This is a genomic window from Chitinophaga pinensis DSM 2588, assembly GCF_000024005.1.
GTDB classification, from domain to species: domain Bacteria; phylum Bacteroidota; class Bacteroidia; order Chitinophagales; family Chitinophagaceae; genus Chitinophaga; species Chitinophaga pinensis.
Genome location: NC_013132.1, coordinates 5,614,117 through 5,638,507, shown reverse-complemented (window position 1 = coordinate 5,638,507; position 24,391 = coordinate 5,614,117). Strand labels below are relative to the sequence as shown.

16 protein-coding genes are annotated in these 24,391 nt (G+C 46.0%); 14 read left to right on the top strand and 2 right to left on the bottom strand.

From position 1 onward, the window contains the following. Positions 1–11: 11 nt before the first annotated feature. Entirely contained in the window at positions 12–1,328 is a 1,317-nt protein-coding gene (locus CPIN_RS22425; protein ID WP_012792132.1) for a RagB/SusD family nutrient uptake outer membrane protein, read from the top strand. A 72-nt stretch (positions 1,329–1,400) separates the two neighbouring features. Here CPIN_RS22425 and CPIN_RS22420 read toward each other — a convergent pair whose 3' ends face one another. After that, positions 1,401–2,138 (bottom strand): ROK family protein, encoded by a 738-nt coding sequence (locus tag CPIN_RS22420; protein WP_012792131.1) that lies wholly within the window; start codon positions 2,136–2,138, stop codon positions 1,401–1,403. A gap of 111 nt (positions 2,139–2,249) precedes the next feature. On the opposite strand from CPIN_RS22420, the gene CPIN_RS22415 reads away from it, so the two are divergent. From CPIN_RS22415 to CPIN_RS36915, 10 genes are all read left to right on the top strand, one after another. After that, the gene (locus CPIN_RS22415) at positions 2,250–2,621 is read left to right on the top strand and encodes a nuclear transport factor 2 family protein (protein ID WP_012792130.1); all 372 of its coding nucleotides are present in this window, start codon (positions 2,250–2,252) and stop codon (positions 2,619–2,621) included. A gap of 294 nt (positions 2,622–2,915) precedes the next feature. Further along, entirely contained in the window at positions 2,916–4,211 is a 1,296-nt protein-coding gene (locus CPIN_RS22410; protein ID WP_012792129.1) for a hypothetical protein, read from the top strand. Between the two features lie 6 nt (positions 4,212–4,217). Next, positions 4,218–4,589, top strand: a complete 372-nt coding sequence (locus CPIN_RS22405; protein ID WP_012792128.1) for a hypothetical protein — start codon at positions 4,218–4,220, stop codon at positions 4,587–4,589. Positions 4,590–4,610: 21 nt separating this feature from the next. Beyond that, positions 4,611–6,125 carry a hypothetical protein gene (locus tag CPIN_RS22400; RefSeq protein ID WP_012792127.1) on the top strand — a complete coding sequence of 505 codons (1,515 nt, stop codon included), beginning with the start codon at positions 4,611–4,613 and terminating at the stop codon, positions 6,123–6,125. A gap of 11 nt (positions 6,126–6,136) precedes the next feature. Next, positions 6,137–9,721, top strand: coding sequence for a hypothetical protein (locus CPIN_RS22395; protein WP_012792126.1), 3,585 nt, complete (start codon positions 6,137–6,139; stop codon positions 9,719–9,721). A gap of 1 nt (position 9,722) precedes the next feature. Beyond that, positions 9,723–10,952 carry a hypothetical protein gene (locus tag CPIN_RS22390; RefSeq protein WP_012792125.1) on the top strand — a complete coding sequence of 410 codons (1,230 nt, stop codon included), beginning with the start codon at positions 9,723–9,725 and terminating at the stop codon, positions 10,950–10,952. A 19-nt stretch (positions 10,953–10,971) separates the two neighbouring features. After that, positions 10,972–12,708, top strand: coding sequence for a hypothetical protein (locus tag CPIN_RS22385; protein ID WP_012792124.1), 1,737 nt, complete (start codon positions 10,972–10,974; stop codon positions 12,706–12,708). A gap of 94 nt (positions 12,709–12,802) precedes the next feature. Continuing rightward, the gene (locus tag CPIN_RS22380) at positions 12,803–13,015 is read left to right on the top strand and encodes a hypothetical protein (RefSeq protein ID WP_044219450.1); all 213 of its coding nucleotides are present in this window, start codon (positions 12,803–12,805) and stop codon (positions 13,013–13,015) included. 204 nt (positions 13,016–13,219) lie between these two features. Then, the gene (locus CPIN_RS22375) at positions 13,220–14,308 is read left to right on the top strand and encodes an L-dopachrome tautomerase-related protein (protein ID WP_012792122.1); all 1,089 of its coding nucleotides are present in this window, start codon (positions 13,220–13,222) and stop codon (positions 14,306–14,308) included. 161 nt (positions 14,309–14,469) lie between these two features. Next, positions 14,470–16,137 (top strand): serine hydrolase, encoded by a 1,668-nt coding sequence (locus CPIN_RS36915; protein ID WP_012792121.1) that lies wholly within the window; start codon positions 14,470–14,472, stop codon positions 16,135–16,137. 232 nt (positions 16,138–16,369) lie between these two features. On the opposite strand, the gene CPIN_RS22365 is transcribed toward CPIN_RS36915, so the two are convergent. Next, positions 16,370–16,657 carry a hypothetical protein gene (locus tag CPIN_RS22365; RefSeq protein WP_012792119.1) on the bottom strand — a complete coding sequence of 96 codons (288 nt, stop codon included), beginning with the start codon at positions 16,655–16,657 and terminating at the stop codon, positions 16,370–16,372. A 101-nt stretch (positions 16,658–16,758) separates the two neighbouring features. Between CPIN_RS22365 and CPIN_RS22360 the strand changes: the two genes are divergently transcribed. The 3 genes from CPIN_RS22360 (at position 16,759) to CPIN_RS22350 (ending at position 24,369) form a co-directional block, all read left to right on the top strand. Next, positions 16,759–17,400: a hypothetical protein gene (locus CPIN_RS22360; RefSeq protein ID WP_012792118.1), complete on the top strand. Its 642-nt coding sequence runs from the start codon at positions 16,759–16,761 to the stop codon at positions 17,398–17,400. A gap of 174 nt (positions 17,401–17,574) precedes the next feature. Then, a complete protein-coding gene (locus CPIN_RS36910; protein ID WP_012792117.1) occupies positions 17,575–20,607 on the top strand; it encodes a T9SS type A sorting domain-containing protein in 3,033 nt (1,010 codons plus the stop codon). Positions 20,608–20,877: 270 nt separating this feature from the next. Next, positions 20,878–24,369: a T9SS C-terminal target domain-containing protein gene (locus tag CPIN_RS22350; RefSeq protein WP_012792116.1), complete on the top strand. Its 3,492-nt coding sequence runs from the start codon at positions 20,878–20,880 to the stop codon at positions 24,367–24,369. Positions 24,370–24,391: the final 22 nt, after the last annotated feature.

Below are 24,391 nucleotides of genomic sequence, written 5' to 3'. Positions count from 1 at the left end.
AATTATTTCATATGAAGAATTATTGCTCAATTATAACTGCCGCTCTTGTACTCTTCCTGATGGGCGCTTGCCAGAAGGGACCGATCGACAGTCTGAATACGCCGGTCGTAGGTACTATCTCCGGCAATCCTACCAGGAGCGATCTGTTTAACCTGGTAACCGGTATTGAATCAGGGATGCGTATCAACTATGCAGGGTATCTCGACGGCGTTGGCGTAATAGGCCGTGAGATCTATCGTTTCTCCGGTTCGGAACCTCGCTATACAACTGACCTTTTAGGCGGTGGTAGCAGGATACTGGACAATAACACCTTTTATCTGACAAATCCGTGGGGTTCCCGTTACCAGGTAATGAGACAGTGTTTCATCCTGCTGGATGCCACCAGGAATGCACGTCCTGAAATAGCTTCAGACGTACAGAAGAAAGCATTTTCCGGTTTTGCGAAAACCGTTATCGGCTATCAGCTGCTGCTGAATATCAATATGACTGATTCCAGCGGCGCCCGCATTCCCGTGCCGAATGGTGCGGCTCTCGGCGCTGTCATTACAGATCCGGCAATCGTACTGGATTCCGTACTGAAGTTCCTGGACGAGGGACAGACTGACCTGACCGGATCAAGTGTTATGTTTCCTTTGTCAGATGGATTTGCTGGTTTTAAAGATGCGGCGGGACTGTTGAAATTCAACCGTGCATTAGCGGCCAGGGTCCATATTTACAGAAAGGAATGGGGAGAGGCGCTGACTGCCCTGAACGGCTCTTTCTTTGATCTGAACGGTGCGTTGAATACAGGCGTGTTCCATTACTTTTCTACCAATGGCGGCGACATTGCAAATACGATGTACCTGGCGCCGAACACCAATGGTGAGGTGAGGGTGTCACATCCGTCTTATGCGGCCAATATCGTGTCTGGTGATGACCGTCTGGCAAAAACAGCCCTGCGTAATTCACCCATCAGCCAGAATGGTCTGACAGGTACACGCGACGTGGTGATCTGGAGTTCGCTGAACGCACCGATCAGTATTATCCGCAATGAGGAACTGATCCTGATCTATGCGGAAGCCAAGATACAGAGTGGTTCTTTACCGGACGCCATTGTGGCGCTGAACCGTATCAGGTCACTACATAACATGACGCCTTATGCAGGTGGGATCACACCTGCTGCCCTGATTACAGAATTACTGTATCAGCGCCGTTACTCTTTATTTATGGAAGGACATCGCTGGGTTGACCTGCGACGCTATAACTTACTCGGGACCCTGCCCAAAGACAGGCCTGATGATGATGTGTGGACGCGGTACCCATTGCCGCAGAATGAGAGCAATCTTTGATGTTTTGTTTAGTCAAAAAGGGTACTCGCAAGAGTACCCTTTTATATTTCGGAAATAAAGAAATGACAATTCTTATTTCGGATAATTGGTCGTGATATGATATTTGTCTTCCATATCCCATAGTCTGGCGCCGCCTTTGATGCCATCCTTGTTGGTAAAAATATGGATGTTATCGTCCAGCGGAAAAGTCAGTTCGTCGGCACTGCCGCCACCTATATACAAACGATCGTAATTAAACACCGTTTTAAGGATCTGTAGTACCTTTTCCATCCTCTTGTTCCACTTCTCCTTACCTTCTTCTTCCAGGGCCTTATTACCGATGTATTCGTCGTAATCATGCTCTTTGGTGACAGGATGGTGTGCCAGCTCCAGATGCGGCAACAGGTAACCGTCGATCAGCAGGGCGGTACCGAACCCCGTACCCAGGGTTACTGCCAGTTCATAGCCTTTGCCGGAAACGACACCCAGTCCCAGCTGGTCTGCATCATTGACCAGGCGGACGGGTTTCTTAAGCAGGTCGGCGATCTGTTGACCAAGGTCGATATCCTTCCAGTTGGGATTCCCCAGGTTGGGGGCGGTATATACAATACCGTTGCGCACATAACCGGGAAAACCGACGGAGATCTTGTCATAAGCCGGCATGTCTTTTACCAGCGCGCTGATCGTTTCTAAAACGTCTTTGGGCTTCGCGCCCTTGGGAGTAGGCAGTCTTTTATAGTCCATCTGCCATTCGCCTTTGCTGTTGAGGATAGTGCCTTTGATATGGGAACCACCAACATCTATAGCCAGTATGTGATCGGATGATGCCATTGTGTTGCGTTTGTTTGGTGATGCCCGTATTGTCACAAATACTGGGCCTGTCTTTTGCTACTCATGGTTAAGCGACGGAAAATCATTATATTAACTAAAAGAAAATGCAATATGACAACAAACAAGCAAACCGTGACCCGTTATATGGAAGGGTTCAGGAAAAAAGATCATGAGATGGTCATGTCCTGTCTGACAGATGATGTGCTCTGGGAGATGCCGGGATTTTACCAGCTGGCAGGTAAAGGTGCTTTTGACAGGGAGATGGAGGATGATGCTTTTGAACCGGATCCGGAGATCTTCGTAACAAGACTGATTGAGGAGGACAATATTGTGGTAGCGGAAGGGAAGGTACTGTCAAAAAGAAAAGACGGCAGCACGCTGGAGGCAGCCTTTTGTGATGTGTTTCATATGGAGGACGGGAAGATCAGACAGCTGACCAATTACCTGATGGAGAAGAAACAGGAACTGGCTGCTGATCATTAAAATAGGTATCATTTATTCGTTGTAAAAGTCCACTTTTTACAGACCTTATCTTATTGTTTTTAACACGGGATTAACCGGGGAAAAATCCCCTTTTAACAGCGCATTAACTAATTTAACATCCTTTATCCTTATCATTGTGCCCGTTATCTCAGTAGAGAAATTTCATGTAAATCATTAAAAGCACCTCCTGTGTAGCAACCCCGGTGTTTTATCATGTGATTTTTGCTATTGAACAATTTGTGTGTATCCCTTATTTATGGTACCCCTTCTATTTCTGTGTTAAAAATCCACTTCATGAGTAAGTATGCTATTGCTTTACTATCGCTGTTATTGATTGCCGTAATCATTGTGGGCTGTGGTGGCGGTGATCCTCCAAAAGGCAAAAATGAACCACATCAGGCGAAGAAGAAAATAGTTAAAATCAATTTTTTTATGGAAACATCCGGCAGTATGGCCGGTTACTTACAGGGCTCAACTGATTTCAGAAAGCGCATTCCTAACCTGCTGGTAAACATCGAGGGAAAAGTAGATTCCGGAAAGCTGAAACTACATAACTATTATATAGCGGATTCTATCGTTCCCTTTAGTGGTAGCACACAGCAATTTATTAATGCCATTTCAACAGGGCATCCTACAAAGAGCAAAAGTTCGGAAATGCACAAGATCTTTGAAATGATCGCGCAGCATACTGATTCCAATGATATCTCCATCTTTGTGTCGGATTGTATATTGTCTTACCCGGACGCGGTACTGCGTCAGAAAGGCAATGAAAATATCAACAGGGACAATGCCGAAGGGGAACTGAAGGCGACCATGACAAAGTCTTTCCTTGATCTCAAGCAGCATAAGCACATGTGTGCAATGGTATATGGTTTTAATTCCAGCTTCGTCGGGAACTATTATACTTATCAGAATAAAGTCATTCCCATAAAGGGGAATGTATCCCGTCCCTACTATATGTGGGTGATTGGCAACAGGGAACTGCTTTCGCATTTCAATAACCAGCTGAATGACCTGGAAAGCCTGCAACCTTACACGATGGCGATGGATTTTGGTCTGTTCGGAGAGCCCGTAAAAGGAGGGAATATTCTCTTTAATTATCTGAGAGAGGGCGATTGGGCTGTAGGTGAGGATGGTCTTAAAGACGTAAGCGCGTCGGCTAAAAAACCTTGTGTGTTTGCCATCGCGACAGACCTGTCTTCTTTGCCGGCATATGCAAAAGATACCACTTATCTCAGGCAGCATCTGAAGAAGCAGGCCGATAACCTGGATTATAGTATTGAAAAGATCCTCCTCGCAAAGAATATCGACATCGGAAAACTCAAGAAGTCGGAGCGCGCCGGGGTGCAGAAAGGAACGCACGTCTTTGTATTAAGAATCAATAACGTTTACCAGTCGGGTAATGTTACGCTTCATCTTCCCTTACAATATGATACCTCTTACAGGGCCTTATCGATCATGGATGATTCAAAAGTTACGGACATCGACGGCAAAACATTTGCACTGCAACATTTAATTGACGGTGTCAGAGAAGCATACCAAAACAACAACCAGGACTATATTGATATTTCCATACCCATAAAAAAATAATCTGTCATGTTTAGTTTATTGTACGAGCTACTTGGTGGTAAGAATAGTAACCCCGTCTATGCAACAACCATCTTTCCATCCGTAGGTCTTTTTACCATTATTTTGTCTGTCATATTTGCACTTATATTTTACCTGCTGCTGGGTCGATGGAGACCTGTATGGGATAAACAGAAACACTGGCTGATCACGATGGTCTTACTGGCCCTGATCGCCTCCGGACTGGCTTATAGTCAGGCGAGAAACGGTACGGAGGATGATGCGGACGCTTATATGTTCGCTTTCTCCATGATCAATGCCCTGTATGCAGTGGTCTATTTTGTACTCCTTTCGCTGCTTTTTAAACGCGCGTCCATATTCGCTAAAAGAACTCCATTTTAATACCTGTATAAACTGTCGTATATGACAAGGAACATATTTGTTTTCGGTGTTGGCGGCACCGGAGCCAGGGTACTGCGCTCCCTGACTATGCTGCTGGCATCGGGTGTGAAGCTGAATAATACGAATAAAATCATTCCCATCATCATAGATGTGGATGCAAAGAATGCGGATACCTCCCGTACTTTGAAAGCGCTTGAGTCGTATAAACTGATCCGTACAAAAGGTTATGGTGACCGTGAAGATACCCGCGAAGGTTTCTTCAACGCCAACCTGAATACCCTGAGTTCCATCAAACCGGAAAGCGGGACTACAGAGCGACTGGAAGACTCTTTCCAGTTACAGTTTGACAACCTGGAGACCTCTTTCATCAAATACATCGATCCTGACGAAGAACTGGTCGGGGATATCAATATGGACTTCCTGGAGGCGCTGTATGATAACACGCCTGCCGGTCACCCGGACTATAGCCATACAGAACTGAATCTGCGCCTGGATATGGGCTTCAAAGGCAATCCCAATATCGGCTGTGTGGTATTTAACAATCTGGCCTCCACCAAGGAGTTCAAGTTTGTCATGAAAAGCATTGGGGAGCATGACAGGATCTTTATCATCAGTTCCATTTTCGGTGGTACCGGATCTTCCGGTTTTCCACAACTGGTCAGACTTTTGCAGGAAGAAGAACGCCTGCGGAATAATGTATTTGGCGCACTGACCGTGATGCCGTATTACAAGGTATCGGATGATAAAAAGAGCGCGATTAACTCTGACCGTTTTGACTCTAAAACAGAGGCAGCCCTGACCTATTACTCCAAATACCTGAAGGGAAAGATCAACTGTTTTTACCAGCTATGGGACCATCCCCTGAAACAATACGAAAACAAGGAGGGAGGAGAAGAACAGAAGAACAATGCCCATCTGCTCGAACTATTGGGCGCTACGGCAATCGTCGATTTTGTGAACAGGTCAGATGATTCGTTTAACGCACGTGATAAAACGGAGTATTACGACTTCGGTATTAAACAGGAAGACCAGGTCATAGATGTGCGTCATTTCTTCGATAAAACAAGGTCGACCATCATGGAGCCGCTGACCCTGTTTACATATGCAAAAAAGCTATTTCTGGAAGTGATTCCACGGTTCAGCAATGAATCTTTCTACAAGGAGCTGGAACTGGGAACGAGAATGAAGAATGATATCTTCTTTCAGCACCTGAATACCTTCTTCCGCGAACATTATATGTCCTGGCTGAAAGAAATGATGGACAATGAGCGCAAATTTCAGCCTTTCAACGTAGGGGAAGACCTTGACTTCAATTCCATGGTAAGAGGGAAACCCATTGAAGTGGTGAAGATTCTCGGTATCGTAAAGAATGGCGGTATCACAGAGTCGTTTTTGAAAACTAAGTTTGGCGTGATCGAAGACGAACTGAAGAAAAGCATCCCCGACACAGAAAAGGAGAAACGTTTCCTGAAGCTGATGAACAGGGTAGCCGCCGAGTGTTTTTCTAAACTGGAATCCCTGCCATCCATGAACTAAATTGAGCTATTATGACGCCGCATATCTTTAGAAAATATAAGGGATATAACCCTAACGAAATTAAATGCTGGACGCCCAGTACCGGTATCAATACCGAAAGTTTTGAAGTAGAGAATATTACGGCCTCCAAGGGATCTTCCAAGGCAGGCACCGCTATTCCTTCTCCACTCGCGAGAATGGAGCTGTTTGACACGGCTTTTAATATCCTCGCTGCTGATAATATCAGTCTTGAAGGCAACACCATCTACCACCAGCTGGTATCCGACTGCCTGGATGTCCTGCAGCTTATTTTCAGCAGTCGTCCGGAGGATATCGGTCCTGGTAAAAAGATCTGGTTCAAGGAATGGCTGGTAACGGAGAACATAGACAAGCTGAAGCAAAAAGGGGAGAAACATCCAAATTACCTGCTGGGTAAGTCCCTGGAACAGATCTTCTTTGATAAAGACAACGGCGCCTTCACCAACACCGGCAGCATTTTTCTTATTTTTTATGAGAATACGTTGCTGGGCGGGACTTCTCCCTTAACCCTGTTCTTTACCAGTCCTAACTGGAGCCGTAAGATCAGGGACGGTGCCATCATCAATATCCCACAGAGTGCTGACGGAGACGTCTTTTTTGATAAGGATACCCGTGCCTTGCACCTGCGGGATGAAGAGTTTGTGACTTATCTCTTCACATTATGCAGACAGCAACCGGAAGCCTTCAGGAAAGCAGCTGGTTTGAGGAAATATATTAATAAGGCAGTTGCCGGCAGTAAGCGTTTTTCGCATCTTTTACAGCAGGACAGGATCATCAGTCCGTCTGCTGTGCTGGATGACGAATACAGTACGATTATGACGAATATTGATAACAAACACCTGACTATCGGTGGATTGCATTATCATCGTCTGAAAGAAGGAAAGGAGCAGGAAAAAGTACAGAAATACAGCGACTTTATCATCAATGCGACTGTTGACAAATACAACAGGCAGTTCAACGAAAAGAATGAGGAAGTACAGGTCTATCCGCCACTGGTACTGATCAATGGAATGAACATCAGCGGGGACTATCTGGAACAAAACATACCCTGGAATCCCAGTACGATCATCCGTGATCTGTATCATCGTTCCATACCGCTGTATGAACGTAAATTGCCACAGGGTAGTGGTACCGCTGTGAGCTATCCTTTTATCACTACAGAAGATCTGCTGGAGGATTACCTGCTGGAAGTTCCTTTCAATATAAATAATAACAGGTTTTTCTCTGGTTTCCGGGGTGATTTCAAATACCTGCTTCCCATCAAGAAAGCGTATTTCAACTTCTTTACCTTTTCGGATCTGAAGAATGCGCTGACTATTACCGTGACGAGTGGGGTGGTAAAGGTGACGCTGAAAATACCGATCAAAAATAAGAAAGGCGCTAAAGAGATCCTTTTTGTAAAGGAGTATGCCAAACCCAAAGGAACGATTGTAGAGTGTCGTATGGGGCTTGGTATTTATCCTTTCTACAAGGTGGAAAGCGATGCGCCCGCGTTAAAGGCTTTAAAGAATTATGATGTCCTGCTGGCTAACCGTATAGAGCAGGAGGGACCGGAACGCGTATCCCTGCATTTCTATACCTACAATACGCTTAGTCATGCCCGCAATGAACTGCCGCAGAAGATGCTGCCGAGGTCTGTTTTTGATAAAGGAGGAGCAACGGCCAGTTCCAAATACTACAAATTAAAAGACTCCTTCGATTATATCGAATTGTCTTATAAAGACCTTTCCGGTATTAACTGTGAGGGCCTGATTATCCCTGATTTTGAGAACAGGATCATCAGTCTGAACCAGCATAAGGCTTACACCTTTGCGATAGATTTTGGTACCTCTAATACGCATGTGTCCTATATGGATAATGCCACCGAGTTGCCGCAGCCTTTTACGATTGAGGAGGCAGATCAGCAGATGGTACTCCTGAATGCACCGGGTAATGATTCGCATCCGGGTGTACGTTTTGCTTTTTATGGACAGTTCCCGGCAATAGACCAGACTTTAAGACGCGAATTCCTGCCGGCCGTCATCACGGAGAAGGGGCGTAGTCCTGTTTCTTTCCCTTTTAAGACTGCCACCTGTGAAATTAGCAGTTTTGCGAAAGAAGACGATTCTAAATACGATCTTTTTAGCCATATTAATATCGGTTATTACATTGATCAGGAGGAAACCCAGGGAGATGTGATTTACACGACCAATCTGAAATGGCTATTGGAAAATAATGATGGCCATGCGAATAAGAACAGAGTGAAGTTCTTTCTGAAACAGTTGTTTGCACAGATCAAGATAAAAACGGTATTGAACAATGGCGATCTGGGTAAGATGCAATTGGGCTGGTCGTTGCCATCGAGTATGAATAAGGGTAACAAACTGAAACTGAGGAATCTGATGGAGGCTGCTTTCAATGAGGTTTTTGATGGGAGTGGAGCGCTGTTATTGCCTGCTATACCGGAGTCTGTAGCGCCTTATTTCTTCCTGACCAAAACTGAAAATGCCCTGCACGATATGGCCAATATTGTCAACGTGGATATCGGTGGCGGTACGACAGACGTGATGATGTTCATGGAGTCATCCGGTCAGCGGAGCGACAAGTATATCAGTACGTCTTTCCGTTTTGCAGGAAATGACCTATGGGGAAGCGGATTTAATGGCAAGTTGAAAGATAATGGATTTATCACCAATTACTTTGAATACCAGCGTGCCAATAATATCTATCCACCAAATGAGGCGCGGTTTCTGACGAAAGCAAAAGAAGATGGCACCCTGCGTTCAGATGACCTGGTCAGCTTATTATTCAGATATGATCAGGAGTTCCGTTTCAGTGATTCTATCGCTACTGGCCGGCCGGATATGCTGACGGTGCTGTATTTACACTATAGCGCTATCGTCTATCATATCATAGAGATTATGGAACTGAAAGGATATCCATTACCAAGATATCTGTCTTTTACCGGGAAGGGAAGCCAGTATATTTCCCTGTTGTGCGGCGGAGGTAAAGAAGAGCTGGCAGAATTCACGCGCCTGCTGATCAATACTTATTCCGACAAGCAGTTACAGCGTTCATTTGAGGTGATATTAAACGCCAATCCCAAGGAGGTGACTGCCAATGGTTCTATCCTATATGCAAGGGCCGATAAGTCAGAAACGGAGCGGTATAGTAGTCTGGCGGAGTTTGTACATCCCGGCTTTAATCCGCTGAAAGAAGCTGCTTTTGCAGAGAAAGTGAGAACGACAGAAAAAGGTGCTTTCCAGCTGCTCGATGTACAGAATATTGCCAGTCCATTGAATGTAGCCGTGTTGGAAAATCTCAATAATTTCCTGGAGAAAACCCTGAACAACCGTGTTGTGATCGATTTCCTGGGTGAGTTCAATATCAAAAATCTCAAAGAAACGTATGAACTGCTGCGCTGGAACGGTGATATCGATAATGGAGAAGGGCTGATCTATGATAGTTACAGGAAGGTACTGAATGACCTGCGTTCACGCGATAAGGAAGAGCCGCTGCCGCAATCACTTTTCTTCTTTGCATTCAAAGAGTCCTTGTACAGATTGTCTAAACAAATTGTTGCTAAAAAATCCGCCTGACATGAAGAGATACTTATTCATCCTACCCCTGTTTATTTGTAGCATAGTGTTGGCACAGACCCCGCATGGTCCTGTCAGTACAATGAAGTTTAATATTATCAAACGTACAGTGGAGTTTTTGTCCACTGATACGGTAAGTTTCAAAGGTATCACTGTAAATACCTGTGATGGGTGTGCTAATTATGAGGCCCTTAAGAAGTTTGCCGTAAAAATGACCAAGGTCGATAGCCTGATTGACAAATGGGTGAAAATTGAAGTCGGCCCTGATAAGGCTGAGATGATAAAATTCAGTGAGACTGTGCTGAATAATATTTCTACCGGAAATGCCCGGAGAGAAAACCGCCGGAAGTTACCTGGGTTTAAAGAATATCAGAAAGCAGTAGCAGATATTATCGCCGGCAATGTTACCACGCCGCCAGCTCCGATACCGGATACCCAGGAACCGGTTATGACAACGACACCTCCAACTGCTCGTCAAAGTGACGCCCGTCAGGTAGGGGCAGCTCCGGCAGCAGAGGCACCGGCAGAAGAATCAGCAGACGATCTGACAGCGATATCCATTAGAAATGAAACTGAAAAACTCCCCTGGGTCTTTATTGGGGGCACAATTCTGGGCATATTACTGGCATTATATTTTTATGCTGCGCTGTTGAAGGAGAAGAAGAAGAAAGAGGACCTGAAGAAACTATTTGAGAAGCAAAAGGACAAGGCTACCGCACTTGAAGCCGAGAAAAATAAGTTGTGGGAAGATGTAAAAGCCCTGGATAACAAGTTACGCGAGGCACAGGATAAATTCATCAAACTGGAGGAAAGCCAGGCTACTGAACGTAAACAGTATCAGCAGAAAGTCAGGGAAGCCCGGGATACGCCGGCTGAAACACCACCGCCTGCAATCAATGTGTCAAAGGAGTTTGTACCTATTGTAAAATATGCGCGCTACGCAGATAAAATCGATGGTTTTTCTGCTGAGGAATTGCTGGATAAAGATGATAATGAGACCATTTTTGAGATTACAATCACTTCTCCGGCTACTGGCGCGTTCCGCGTCAGCAATAACAGACAGGCGCAGCGCTATGCCTTGTCCAATGCCTCCTTCTTCTTTGGTAAGACGTGTCAGTATGAGGCTTTTCCTGTAGCTGACAGCGTGATTGTAACGGATAAACCGGGTGAACTGGTCCTGAGTGGTGACAAATGGATGATTCGTCATCCGGCAAAGATCCGCTTCAATTAGTGCTGTAAAAATTGTTATTATGAGAACACCAGACGAACTGGAAGAATATATCAGAAAGCTGCTGGTCAGGAATAACCTGGATATCAATATCAATCAGCATCCTGAACTGATCAGTGCAGGCAGGGATCTGGGATATGATACCGGAGAACTGGCGGCAGTAGTAGGACGTGTGTATGAAAGTACAGACTGGCGTCCCTACAAACTGATCGAAGATCAGGTGATCAATAGTTCTTCTTTTTCACAGGGCCGGTTTTTTAATGAACATGCCCGTCCCATCGTGGAAAAAGTAAAGGACGACTTGTCGGCTGGCGAAGCGATTGCATATATCATTCATATCATCAGTAATCAACCTAATCCTTTTAGTCCGAGACTGCATCCTGCGCCTGATACAGGTTCTTTCCGGGATCCCTGGATGACGGACGATGCATGGGACATTTATAAAAAGCAGCAGGTAGTCGAATGGTGCGGCGTAGAGGTCATCACACTGGAACAACTGGGAGAAGTATGTTTCAGCAAACGGGAAGATACCTTGCAGCTGATCCAGAACAAACTGTATCTGCCGCCGACTATTATGTTGCTGACAAGAAGTGCGGCCCGTACACAGCCTTTTGAAAAGATCTTTGACGATATAAAGGATGTGGAGAAACGCTACCTCACCATTATCTATCGTCTCTATAATGAACTGCCTTTCCGCTTCAGAGGGGCTATGTATAAAACGCTGGCAGATCTGATGACGGAAGCCTGTCAGTCGTATGAGCTGCTTGGCCAGTTACACGATGTTTATTCCAAAGGATACATACATATCTGGCAGCAGGAGGCGCAAACAGCGCTCGCCGGACACTTACCCTCAAACTTGGGTAAAAACGGCTTCCTGGAACTCCTGTATACGGTTAATCCGCAATATCCTTTCTATCTCAACGGACAGCGATATGATTCACCGACACACCTGGTGACTGTCGCCAGAACCAGTGGGGCCGTCTGGAAAGATATTTTCCAGGCCATTGACCATAGAGAACTGCATGTCTGGCTGGAGAAACTGGGACAAGAGCCGTGGTGTAAAGGTATTGATCAGCAGAATACCGCTATTTCGGACTCCGGTTTTTATAACGACGAGGAAAGAAAGCTGGCGTCTGTACAGGCATTTATCAACCTGGTGGACGAAACAGCTACTTTGCCTGTTATCGTAGCTGCGCCAAAGGAATTGTCTTTTATCAATTCAGAAGCCAGTCATGTGATTGAATCAAACCTTCGTTTACAACTATCCACTGACGGATTTGTAAAGGCAAGTCTGCGGCTGGAACCTGCTATTCCAGGTGTCAGTCTGGACCGGACGACGGTCAAGTTCTATGGACTGGTAGACAACAAACAGACGGATATCAAACTGACCATCGATCCTGTGCAGTTGCAGAAGGATACACGTTATGATTTTCAGATAGTAATAAGTTCTGTCTACCAGGACCTGCGCATACCGGTGGCTGTCTCTGTGGTGTTTCCGCAGAAAGCCTATATCATTGAATTACTGAAATGGGGCGGTATGTCCGCCGCTTTCTTTCTGGTGATTGGTTGGCTGGCTGGCGCATTTCAGGCTGCTTCCTTTTACATGGCGATGCGGCAGTATCTGCCCTGGGGGTTGCCCTGGAAATACGTGGAACCGGTGAGTATTGCTTATCTGCTGCTACTCGTTATGTTGGGCGCAGGATTATTTCTTTCGATCCGGTACATCCGCCGGAAATATAAAACGCATGCGAATGACTGATACAACTTCACCCAAAAAGAACACTGGCGGCTGGGTTGCCGTCGGGATATTCATTTTGATTATTATCATAACAAAGCCTATACTCATTCTCACTATGAACTTTTTCATCTTTCTGCGCAGGCTACTGTATGCGGGAGATGTTATTCCATTTGAAGTCTTATGGACGATTACCGGTTTGCTGACCGGCGCTATATTGGGCGCATGGGTAGCAAAACGCAGGTATCGCCTGGCTGACAAATGGGTATGGTATCCGGTAGGCGGACTGGCGTTTTTCTTGATGGTCTTCCTGCTGGTAAACAAAGTGTAATCTTGTTTTGGTTTTTATAGTTAAGAAGAAGAACAAAAGGACTGCTTTCGCGGTCCTTTTTTCTTGATGTCGTGTTTGCTGTTTGCGGGAATAATTGCTACACTGCTTTTTAAGCTGCGTGTACACCCAACAACATAGTGAATGCTTTTGACCTACAGACTCCACCTGGCACAATGTTTTGCACAGTTAGCCTAAAACATCTTTATGAAAAACAACTTTATTGCCGCTGTGCTGGCTGTTACTATGACGGGGATGATCGCCTGTTCCAAAGATGATGATCACGGAGAACGTAAGCTGGAGCTGATGTTTGAGGACAATACCTATCAACTGACAGGTGTAGCGAAAGAAGAGAACGGGCGTTTGCTGGTGAATTATCCACGCTGGTCTGATATTTATCAATACGCCGTTGTCATAACGAATGGCAAAACCGGAAAGACGCCTTATCCTGATGTAGCAACGAATCAATGGAGCCATGGATTATCAGGTCTTAATAAATGGGTGTGTGTGCAATCTGTTTATTTTGACAAAGCAGGAACGCTCTGGATATTAGACCCGGCAGCTCCGAAATTGGAAACGATCCAGGGAAATGGCGCCAAGCTGGTGAGGATGGATAAGCAGTCGAATACAATCGCACGTACTTATTCTTTTACGCCTATCCTGGCTGATACTTCCTATGTCAACGATGTACGTGTTGACGTGGAAAGACAATATGCTTACCTGACTGAATCGAAAGGAGGGGGCATTATTGTGGTGAACCTGGCTGACGGACAAATGCGTCGTGTATTGCAGGCGCACTATTCCACGATTTCTGATCCTTCTTATAAATTCATTATTGATGGCCGGGAGCTGATGAAAGATGGTAAACCTGCCAAATTCAATTCGGACGGTATTGCATTGACACCTGATGGGAACTGGTTGTATTATAAGCCATTATCGGATGATAAGCTTTACCGCATTAAAACAGAACATCTGCGTAACCCAGGTATGACGGCTATGGATCTGGAATCGCAGGTGGAGGACCTGGGACATTTTACAACAACCGACGGAATGATCTTCGATGAAAAAGGCAACCTTTACATGGGAGATCTCCAGGGATACCGGATCGTTAAACTGGATAGTGCGCTGCGGATGACGACACTTGTCAAAGATGACAGATTGATCTGGCCTGATAGCTATTCTATAGCAGATGGCTATTTATACATCAGTTGTTCCCAGATCCAGAAACAACCTGAATATAATAATGGCGTTGACAAACGTACCTCTCCTTATACTGTATACAGGATAAAAATATAGACAAATATCAGTTTGGTTTTTAGCCACGAGGGATGCTATGCATGCCTCATGGCTTTTTTATGCAAGGCAGTATTTATTATACTATATTGGGTGACGGGTAAAGAAGAACAGGATATTGATGCAACATTTCACGCACCCGGTCGTCTTTTAATAAACCAACAATGAGTAAGACACTTTTATGCACCGCCGCCCTGGTGGCATCGTCCTCTTTGTGCCAGGCCCAGGACCAGACAGCTGCGCTGCAGGCATTAATGACCCGTGCCCATGTGCCGGGTCTTTCACTGGCTTATGTGAAAAATGGAAAGGTCGCGCAGACCTATTATCTCGGTACCCGGAGTAATGACACGGGTGGAAAAGTAGACACACAGACTGTTTTTCAGGCGGCTTCACTCACGAAGGTCGCTTTTGCCTATGGTGTGATGCACCTGGTGGAACAGGGCAAGCTGGATCTTGACAAGCCTTTGTCTTCCTATTACAGCTATCCCGATCTGCAATACGATGCCCGTGCCGCAAAGGTGACAGCCAGAGAAGTGCTGAGCCATACAAGCGGATTACCCAACTGGCGGAACGGAGATACCCTGAAATTCAAATATAATCCTGGTGAGCGCTGGAATTATTCCGGGGAAGGATTCGTGTGGTTGGGGAAAGTTGTGGAACATATCACCGGAAAGGAACTCGAACCCTGGTTAGAAGAAACTGTTTTACAGCCCCTGGGTATGGAACGGAGCGGTTTTATCTGGAAGAATGAGTTTGATCAGAACTATGCATGGCCCCATACAGAAACCGGTACGACTTCAGGACGCTGGACGCCCGATAAAGTAAATACAGCCGCTTCACTGCATACAACGGCGGACAGCTATGCAAAACTGCTTTGTGCACTGCTGGATAAGAAAGGACTGAAGCCGGCGACCTTTAAGACCATGTTGCAGCCACAGGCCCATAGTCAGGTAGAACAGGGTAAAACGACCCTTTCCTGGAGCCTGGGTGTTGGCCGGCAGGAAACAGCTGCGGGTCCTGCCTTCTGGCAATGGGGCGATAATGGCACTTTTAAGGCGTTTCTGATTGGTTATCCGGAGAAGAAGGAGGGATTGGTCTACTTTGCCAATAGTGCCGCAGGATTGACGATTGCAGGCGATATTCTGCAACTCTTTTTTGGCGGAGCACAACCCGCTATTGCCTGGGTAACAAATGAAGATCCCGATATCAGGCATATAGCGCTGCTGAATGACCTGCTGCATGAACCTTTCACAACAGCGATGGCTCCTTTTATGAAAGGTAGTATACAGGATACGGCTGCCTTACCGGAATCTAAAATGAACTGGGTGGCATATCGTTTACTGGAGAATCGTCGTCCGGAGTTAGCAGAACAGCTGTTCCGCCTGAATACTCAGACTTACCCTGATTCCGTGGATGCATATGCCGGACTGGCGGAGGCGGCACTGAGAAGCGGTCGTCCGAAAGAAGCGGAGCAATGGTATACAAAGGCTGCCACCCTGAAACCGGCAAAGACAAATTATAAACAAATGGCCCTGAAGCTGGACAGCACATTTGTGGAGCCACCGGTAGCTGCCGACAGCTCATTGACGTTTTTCAGACTGGGTGATTTCCCAGGTGCGAAACTGGTAAGTCTGGCCGGGACATTTAACGGCTGGAATGACCTGGAAGTACCTATGCGCTGGAAGAACGGCGCCTGGGAAGCGGCATTACGGCTGGCCCCGGGTACTTATCAGTATAAGTTTGTCATAGACGGCGTCTGGCTGTCTGACCCTCGTAATCCAAAGACACACGAAGGAGACATGAACTCCATTCTCGTTGTGACAGCTAAATAATCCGGTGAGTATCCAGCCTTAATAAGATTAGATGCAATAATTCATCCGGGCTGGATCTTACATTGTCTAAGGCAATTTGTGCCAGAGAACCATAGTGGTTCAGATTGCGTCGTATGATCAGCCGTCTCAGCGGATTTTTGTTCACGCGAGATATATTCCTGCGGATCTTTCAGTAGATCGTCAGGAGGGGCTGCCCCCATATTTTCTTTTTTTCCACGTTAATGATCTCTTCTCATCTGATCGGGGCGCTGCCAGCCAGGCTGGATTTGTCCGTAATACCTGCTGCTGTGATAAAGAGTCCGTAGGTTGGACGAAATAATCTCACTACAACTAACAGGGCCGATGTGCCAAAAAGCAATACTCCCATGTTTTTTAGATAAATAATGGCTATTGGCAGAAAACTGCTGTCATTTTGTGTCAGGCTGAAACCGATCAGCAGTAAAGAGATGCTACAAAGGACGAGTACGAGTAGAAGACGGGTGTTGCTCAATGGAATCCGGATAGTATGAACGTCGGGCATTAATTTACGTTTGTGTCTGATTCTAAAATAACAAAAAAAACTAAATTGCGGTTAGTAAACAGATTGTTACCCCGGCTACCTGTAGCTATAAAATGAGAAATATGCTTAGAAGTAATGACGCTGCCAAGTTCTGGAAATGGTTCGCAGAAAGAAACGACGATTTCCGCTTTTTCAGAGAGATGGAACAGGACGAAATTGTGGCCCTGTTTGACGAGCTGACAGAGAAACTCCACCTTTATTGCACCAGCCTGTATTTTGAAATGCGTGTTGACGAATTGAATGGCGGCGAACTGGTCATCACTGCCAATTGCGATGAGTCTTTTTTTGATGATGCAGAATACCTGGTAACACAGGCGCCTGAACTCGAACGCTGGAGATTTACCGCATTGATACAAGCCGATCCGGAGAGTGCCCGTATTGAATATGCAGACCTGGAATTATCCGCAGAAGATATGTGGTTTTCCGCAGTAGAAGATCCGGAATACCCGGCAAAACTGGACGTAGTTGTACATATTGACGACTATGAATATCTAAAGCAGAATGAGAACCTGGATGATGCGGTTTTTATTTTGCTGCAAAGTCTTCTCGGAGAAAAATCATTCGCAGAAAATATCAATGTTTATCTGGTAAGAGAACTGCCGAAAGGGATGGCGGCGTCCGATTTCCCTACCTTAGATACCCTCCCGGCCTATATTGCGTATCTGAAATCTGAAAGAAATACTGCGCTTGGAAATATGTCCTGACGGTAAGTATCGCTTCTTTATTTTAGAATTGTATATTTACGTCCGGAACCATCTTGTTAAAAACCTGGAATGAAAACCTGTGCCCTCGACCCGTACCGTTGACAGTCAGCTATTGCTGCTATGAAACCCGTCAACTCCTTATGTCTGCCGTCTTTTCCCACTTAAAAGCTATATATGAAACACTCTCTATTACTATTTGCATGCCTGCTATCGGCGTGCATATTAAAAGCAGGTAATATCACCCTGCCGGCAGCATCCGCGTGGATCAGATACACGAATCCTATACAATCCGGCAGCCTGACACTCGGTCTGGAAACAAACGCTGCAGGCGAAGGTTACACAGAAATCGCCACGATCGATGGTGTGCCTTGCCGAAAGATCCCTGCCGGAAAATTTATGTACGTCCGAGCTGAACGCACAGCAGTTCCTTCCACTGCAAAAAAGGTCATCCTGTCTATTACCTATTATGACAACAGCATGAACTTTGTCTGGCTCAATTACACCCGTGCAGGCACTAACTGGGGTGGCGCCGATTTTAAGAAGTCCAATACCGGTAAATGGATCACCCGTCTGGTATTCCTGGAAGATGCAGGACTGGACGGTAGTATGGGTTATGGTGGCGATATCCGCCTTGGCTATGGTTCCGAAGATACCTATATCAAAGACATTACCATGTATGTGGGTTCGCTGAATCCCTCAGCAGAACCTATTCCTGCCAGACCTAACAACCCAGGTTCCGAATTCGTCGGTAAATCTTTTGCCGGTTACCAGTTATGGCATGAAGCAGGCCCGAAACCGGAGGACTGGAGTCATTGGTCTTACGACAAAGTTCCTGCCGCAGGCAGAGGCAACCATAACACGGAAACGTTCCCGAACCTGGCTGATTATGAGAACAATCCCAACGTTCCTATGTACGCTACTAATTTTGCCAATCTGGGCAATGGCAAGCCAGCCAGGCTGTATAATTCTACAGACAAAGGCGTGATTGATGTGCAGATGGCATTGCTGCAAAGGACGGGATTTGACGGCGTGGCAATACAACGTAATGCACCTGTCGGCAGAAACATAAAATATACTTCAACAGACGATTACTACGTTAATATCAAAAATGCCTGCGAAGCAAACGGGAGGTTGTTTTATGTGATGTACTGTATGCCCGATCAGAATAATGGAGAAGTGAACTCAGTTGATCTTGTGGAGGGTATAAAACGCGATTGGGTGTACCAGATGGAACAGATCTATGAACTGACGAAATCAGGCGCTTATGCGACAGTAAATGGTAAGCCGGTCGTTGAGTTGTGGGGGCTGGGATATTCCACGATCCTGGTTGACAGAATACAGGCGCTGGAACTGGCGCAGTTCTTTAAAGACCGTGGTTGTTATGTGATTGCAGGTGTGCCGCGGGACTGGCGTTTACGTAATGGCGGTTCCCGTACTGACTTTGAAGATGTGTACAAGGCTTACAACATGATCTCTCCCTGGACAGTGGGGGTGTATAACGATACGACCGGTGCAGACAATTTCCGTACGGAATCCCTGATCCCTGACAAGCAATATTGCGATCAGAATGGTATGGGCTTCTATCCTGTTATATTCCCGGGTAGTGCGTGGTCGCAACATGTACATGGTTATCCTAATGATACCCGCAGACTGGGCGGAAAATTCCTGTGGAAACAAGCCCGTAACATTAAAAGCGTTGGCGTGAAATCCATGTATTTCGCCATGCTTGACGAGTTTGAGGAATCTACTAATATTATCAGTTCGGCAGTCGATTATTTCGATATTCCTACGGACCAGTACTTTGGTACTTTGTCGATGGATGGGATATGGACCTCGTCGGACTTTTACCTGCGACTCGCAGGACAGGCGGCCCGTTTACTGACCAGTACAGGTACGCCTGCGGATGTACCGATTCCACATTCACTGGGTCCTGTTTATTACAGGAACAGCTTTGAAAGCAGGGTGGCGAGCTGTATCATCAATGAGGTGCCGCAGAATATCGTATCACCGATTGATGCCTGTTTTTATAAGAACGCATTGTTGTCGTCAACCGGCGTAAGTAATACCAGTGTAGCAATAGAGAATACACCTGCATTTTCTAAAAGCGGCGTATACACCGTGAAAATTAATGGTACTGCGAATGGTGCTTCCAGTTATTATTATAAGATCGCGGAAACTAAAATTACCGTAAAAGCCAATATGCAATTGAGTTTCTGGAAATATACCGTTAACAATCAGGGACGTAATACTTCAGTAGACCTGACGTTTAAATCAGGCAAGGTACTGCATAACCTGAGTGCTTATAAAGACAATAACGGCAGTGTGATGCATCCGAATGTGGCCAGAGGTACTGTGGGGGGCTGGTCGAAATTCAGTTGCCAGATAGGGAAGGGAGAGCTGATAGGCGATGAGATCACCGGTATCAGTATCGCTTATGATAATGCCTCACAGACAGGTACTTTCACCGCCTGTTTTGATGATATTATCATTGAAGATGCACAGGATACAACCGTAACGAATCCTTCTCCTGCACCGGTAGGCAGCATTATCTACCTGTATCACGATACCTTGCTGGTATGTTCTGAGAATGGAACGCAGGCGATGAACTGTAACCGTACAGGTCTGGGACCATGGGAGAAATTTGAAGTAGTAGACGCAGGCAACAATACGGTTGCACTGAAGGGCAATAACGGGCTGTATGTAAAAGCAGGCAACCCGGTATTCTGTACAGGTACTGCCCTGGATAGTTCCACCTGTTTTAACTGGATAAGCCTGAGCAGCAATACAGTAGCCCTGCAAAGTGGGAAGGGGCTGTATATGTCTTCTGAAAACGGCACACAAGCTATGAACTGGAACCGTACTGCCATTGGCGGCTGGGAAACGTTCAGATGGGGTACTACGACGGCTGCAAGACAGGCATATGTGGCAGCAGCTGCAACGGAAGTGAAAGTAACGAAGGCTGGTCTGCGTATCTATCCGAATCCGGCCAGGGAACAGGCTACGTTGTATTACAGGCTGCCAACAGCAACCAATGTATTGATAACAATATACAATGCAAACGGTGTGCTGGTGAAGACGGTACGTCAGCAGATGCCGGCAGGGGAGCAGCGTATCCAGCTGGCTACGGACAAGCTCGTGCCTGGTATTTATTTCATAAAGACAATCTCTGATATAAAGATTGACACAAAGAAGCTGGTGGTGGAATAGTTTATTTCATCCCCGCTGTGGTTAAAGCAGGCCGGATACTTCTGTATCCGGCTATTTTGTTTAAAAGGGACGTTGACCAATATTTTCTGCCAAAATTTCCTGTTTGCCCAAGCATATGATAGTTAAGTTCTTGTGTCCTGAAATGCCCGTCTGACGGCAAGAATCTTTATAACAATTGTCTGATTTATATTATATTCTTGATAAATATGTGTATTTTTCAGCCCGGTAGCATAAATCAAACTGCCAAAATATCCCGAATACTGATAAAATATGAAACCTACAGGTGTTAAACTCCTGCTTATTACCATATCTTTCTTTTGTGTTTTTTCCTCTGCCAGCGCAGCCATATTTACTGTCACTACGCAGGCAGACAGCGGCCCCGGATCACTAAGAGATGCAATTACCAAAGCTAACAGCAACGGTACAACTGAGAAAGATTATATCTATTTTAATATTTCGGTGACATCGCCGTTAAGACCTGTTATTGTCATTAACAGCGACCTGCCGGCGCTGAGTAGTAACATCGTGGTAGATGCATCTACACAGGCATCCACCGTATACGGTGTCAGTACTGCCAGGGTACAGCTGCTACGTAATAATGACCAGGCGACATTTTATGGCCTTAGAATAGACAACGCTTCAGATGTGGAGATCTACGGACTCGTAATCGCCACTGGCGGAGTGGCTGGTGAAAGCTATGGTATTCAGATCAGTGGAACCTGTTCGGATATTATTATCGGAGGGAATGCTAAAGGCAATGTGATTTATGGGTTTAAGTTCGGGATCTATGGTGTAGCGCCCAATACGGACCCTAAAACCATCAGCAATCTGACTATACAGAATAACATTATCGGTATGCGGGAAGACGGCGTAATTGCAGCTGACGCATATTCCTGTTATCAGCCTGTGCTGGTAACACACCTGAATGGTGTAACATTTGGTGGTAACAGGGCTGATCTGGGAAATATTATTGCCGGTACTACTTATGGTGTTTATCTTTCTGCGGATGCAGGGGATGTGGCAGCTACTTTTAATAAGATCGGGACGGATGTCAGTGGAACTGCTGGGACAGCGTCTTATCTTTTCAGAGACGATTATATAGCGATTGCCGGTGCTACAAACGGGATCGTTACAGTGGCAGATAACCTGATAGCAGGACAGAGTGTTTACGGACTGGGATTGTATGGTTTGCGCAATGGCACTTTCCGGGTGCAACGCAATAAAATAGGGACGGAAATTACTGGTACAGCGGTACTCGGACAACGTTCTTCCGGCATCCGGCTGACCGATTGTATGAGGGGCGTAATCGGCGGTACACTATTGGATAAAAACATCATTGCCGGCTGTTATGATGTGCCGGTGGTCGTTGTGTCTACTTATCAGGCGACAATATCGCAGAATGAGATGTTCTGTAACAATAATACTTCTATTGTAACAGGACCTGCTAATAGTATACAATTACTGAACTGGAATCCTGCTGATGGGAAAGCAAAGCCTTTTGTACGGGTGCTGACCTGTAATGCTACCACCATCACCGGGATAGCTACGCCAAATGCTAAAATGGAGGCTTTTATTCCTTACAGATGTGGTAACGGACGTAAGTGTGATGGCCGTAATTATATTGAAACATTTTTAGCCGGTGCAGATGGTAAATGGACCTATGCACTGAAAGGCCGTGACGGTGTAATCTTCTCCGCCACTGATGCTACCGGCGCTACCTCCGATTACAGTAATCCGGTATGGAGTGATGATATTGAAAATAATATTGTACATACGGCCTGTGGAGAAAGTACCGGACGTATTATCAACAAGATTTTATACAACGCAACACCTTTTCACTGGGAAGATGAAAACGGAAATACAGTTGGTACAGATACTTCTTTGCTGAATGTGCCGGCAGGTAGATACCGCCTGGTAATGTATGGCGCGGGATGTAACAAACCGGAGTGCGTTGAGTATTCACCTTTCTTTGAGGTAAAAGATATAAGTCCTGTGATTCAGACAGGTACTATGACGATCATTCCTGCCAGATGTGGCGTTAATAACGGCAGCATCACAGGCCTCCAGTTCCAGGGTATTAACCTGAAATACAACTGGTATAATGTCAATATGCCCGCTGTAAGTATTGGCGCTGGCCCGACTATTAATAACCTTGCCCCCGGCAACTATAATATCACCATTACAGACACGATTAACGGTTGTACGGCAACCGGCGGACCTTTTGAAATTAGCGCTGTAAATGCACCGGTGCTCAACCTGAGCACCGTGCAATTGCAGAACGCAGTTTGTAGTCAGCCGACAGGTAGTATCACCGGACTAGTCGTAAACGGTACCGGTACGATCACCTATACCTGGACCGATGCCACCGGACAAACCGTAGGGAATACCGCGCAGCTGACCAATGTTCCTGCTGGTACCTATACACTTGCTTTTTCTGATCAATCTGGCTGTCCGGCAGCAGGACCTTCACAGCCATTTGTCATCACCGCACCGGGAGAGATCCTGATTGACCGTAGTACGGCTATCATCGGAGAAGCATCCTGTACGGTGAATGATGGTAGTATCACAGGCTTACAGGCCACTAATGCGGAAACTACCCGCTGGATGGACGATAATGGTACCGTGATCGGTACTGGTCTTAATCTGACGAATCTGGCCCCTGGCAATTATCGCCTGGAGATTTCAAATACCTATGGCTGTAACGTTACAACAGATTTTGATGTACCGCAGCATGAACCTGACCTGATCACGGTTTCACAGTTAAATACGCAGAATCCGGTTTGTAACCTGAACAATGGTAGTGTCACAGGTATGATCCTGGCAGGAGGGACGCCCGCCAGTTACCGTTGGCTGAATATGAATGATATGGAAGTGAGCACGGTAAAAGACCTGACCAATGCAGGCGATGGTATTTACAGATTGTATGTAAAAGATATTGAACAATGTGAGCAGCTGGTTGCTACCATTATCCTGAAAACACCCAATCTGCCGCGTATAGATGCTACTTATCTGTCTATTATCGATGACGTTTGCAGTATGACCTCCGGTGCTATTGCCGGTCTGGGTGTCAATGGGAAGGAACCGCTGTCTTATGCATGGCTGACTCCTGACAGTACGGTTATTTCTACCTCTTTACAGGCACAATCGTTGCCTGGAGGATATGACTATACGTTGCGGGTAACAGACGCCTATGGTTGCGTCGTATACAGTGATCCTTTACCTGTAAACGCAGTGGACATTTTGCTGCTGGCTCCGACGGTAAAAGATGTCGTGATCATGAAGGGAATGACCGCCGATATCAAAGTAACCAACCTGCACCAGGGTAGTTATAATCTCTTCCGTCCGGGCACAGAATGGTCTGAAACAAATACAACAGGAGAATTCAGCGTAACAGATATCACGGGTAGTACGACTTTTGGTATTAATTATCAGTTTGGGGAATGTGTGAGTCCGACGACCTACTTCAAGGTCGATATCATCGATGCGGTGAAAGTATACGCGCCTACCGCTTTCTCTCCTAATGGCGACGGGCATAACGACATCTTCAGACCCAAAGGGATAGGAGTGGCTACTTATAGTCTGTTTACCGTAATGGACCGCTGGGGCAACAGTGTATATACCGCTAAAGATGTCAGCACCGGATGGGATGGCACCTTCCGTGGTAAAAAAGTAGATGCCGGGGCTTATGTGTGGTTGCTGCAGGGAATTGATATTCTGGGGCAGCCCGTACAGGAGAAAGGAGCTGTTCTGGTGGTCTACTAGCCGGTGGACCAAATAAAAAAAT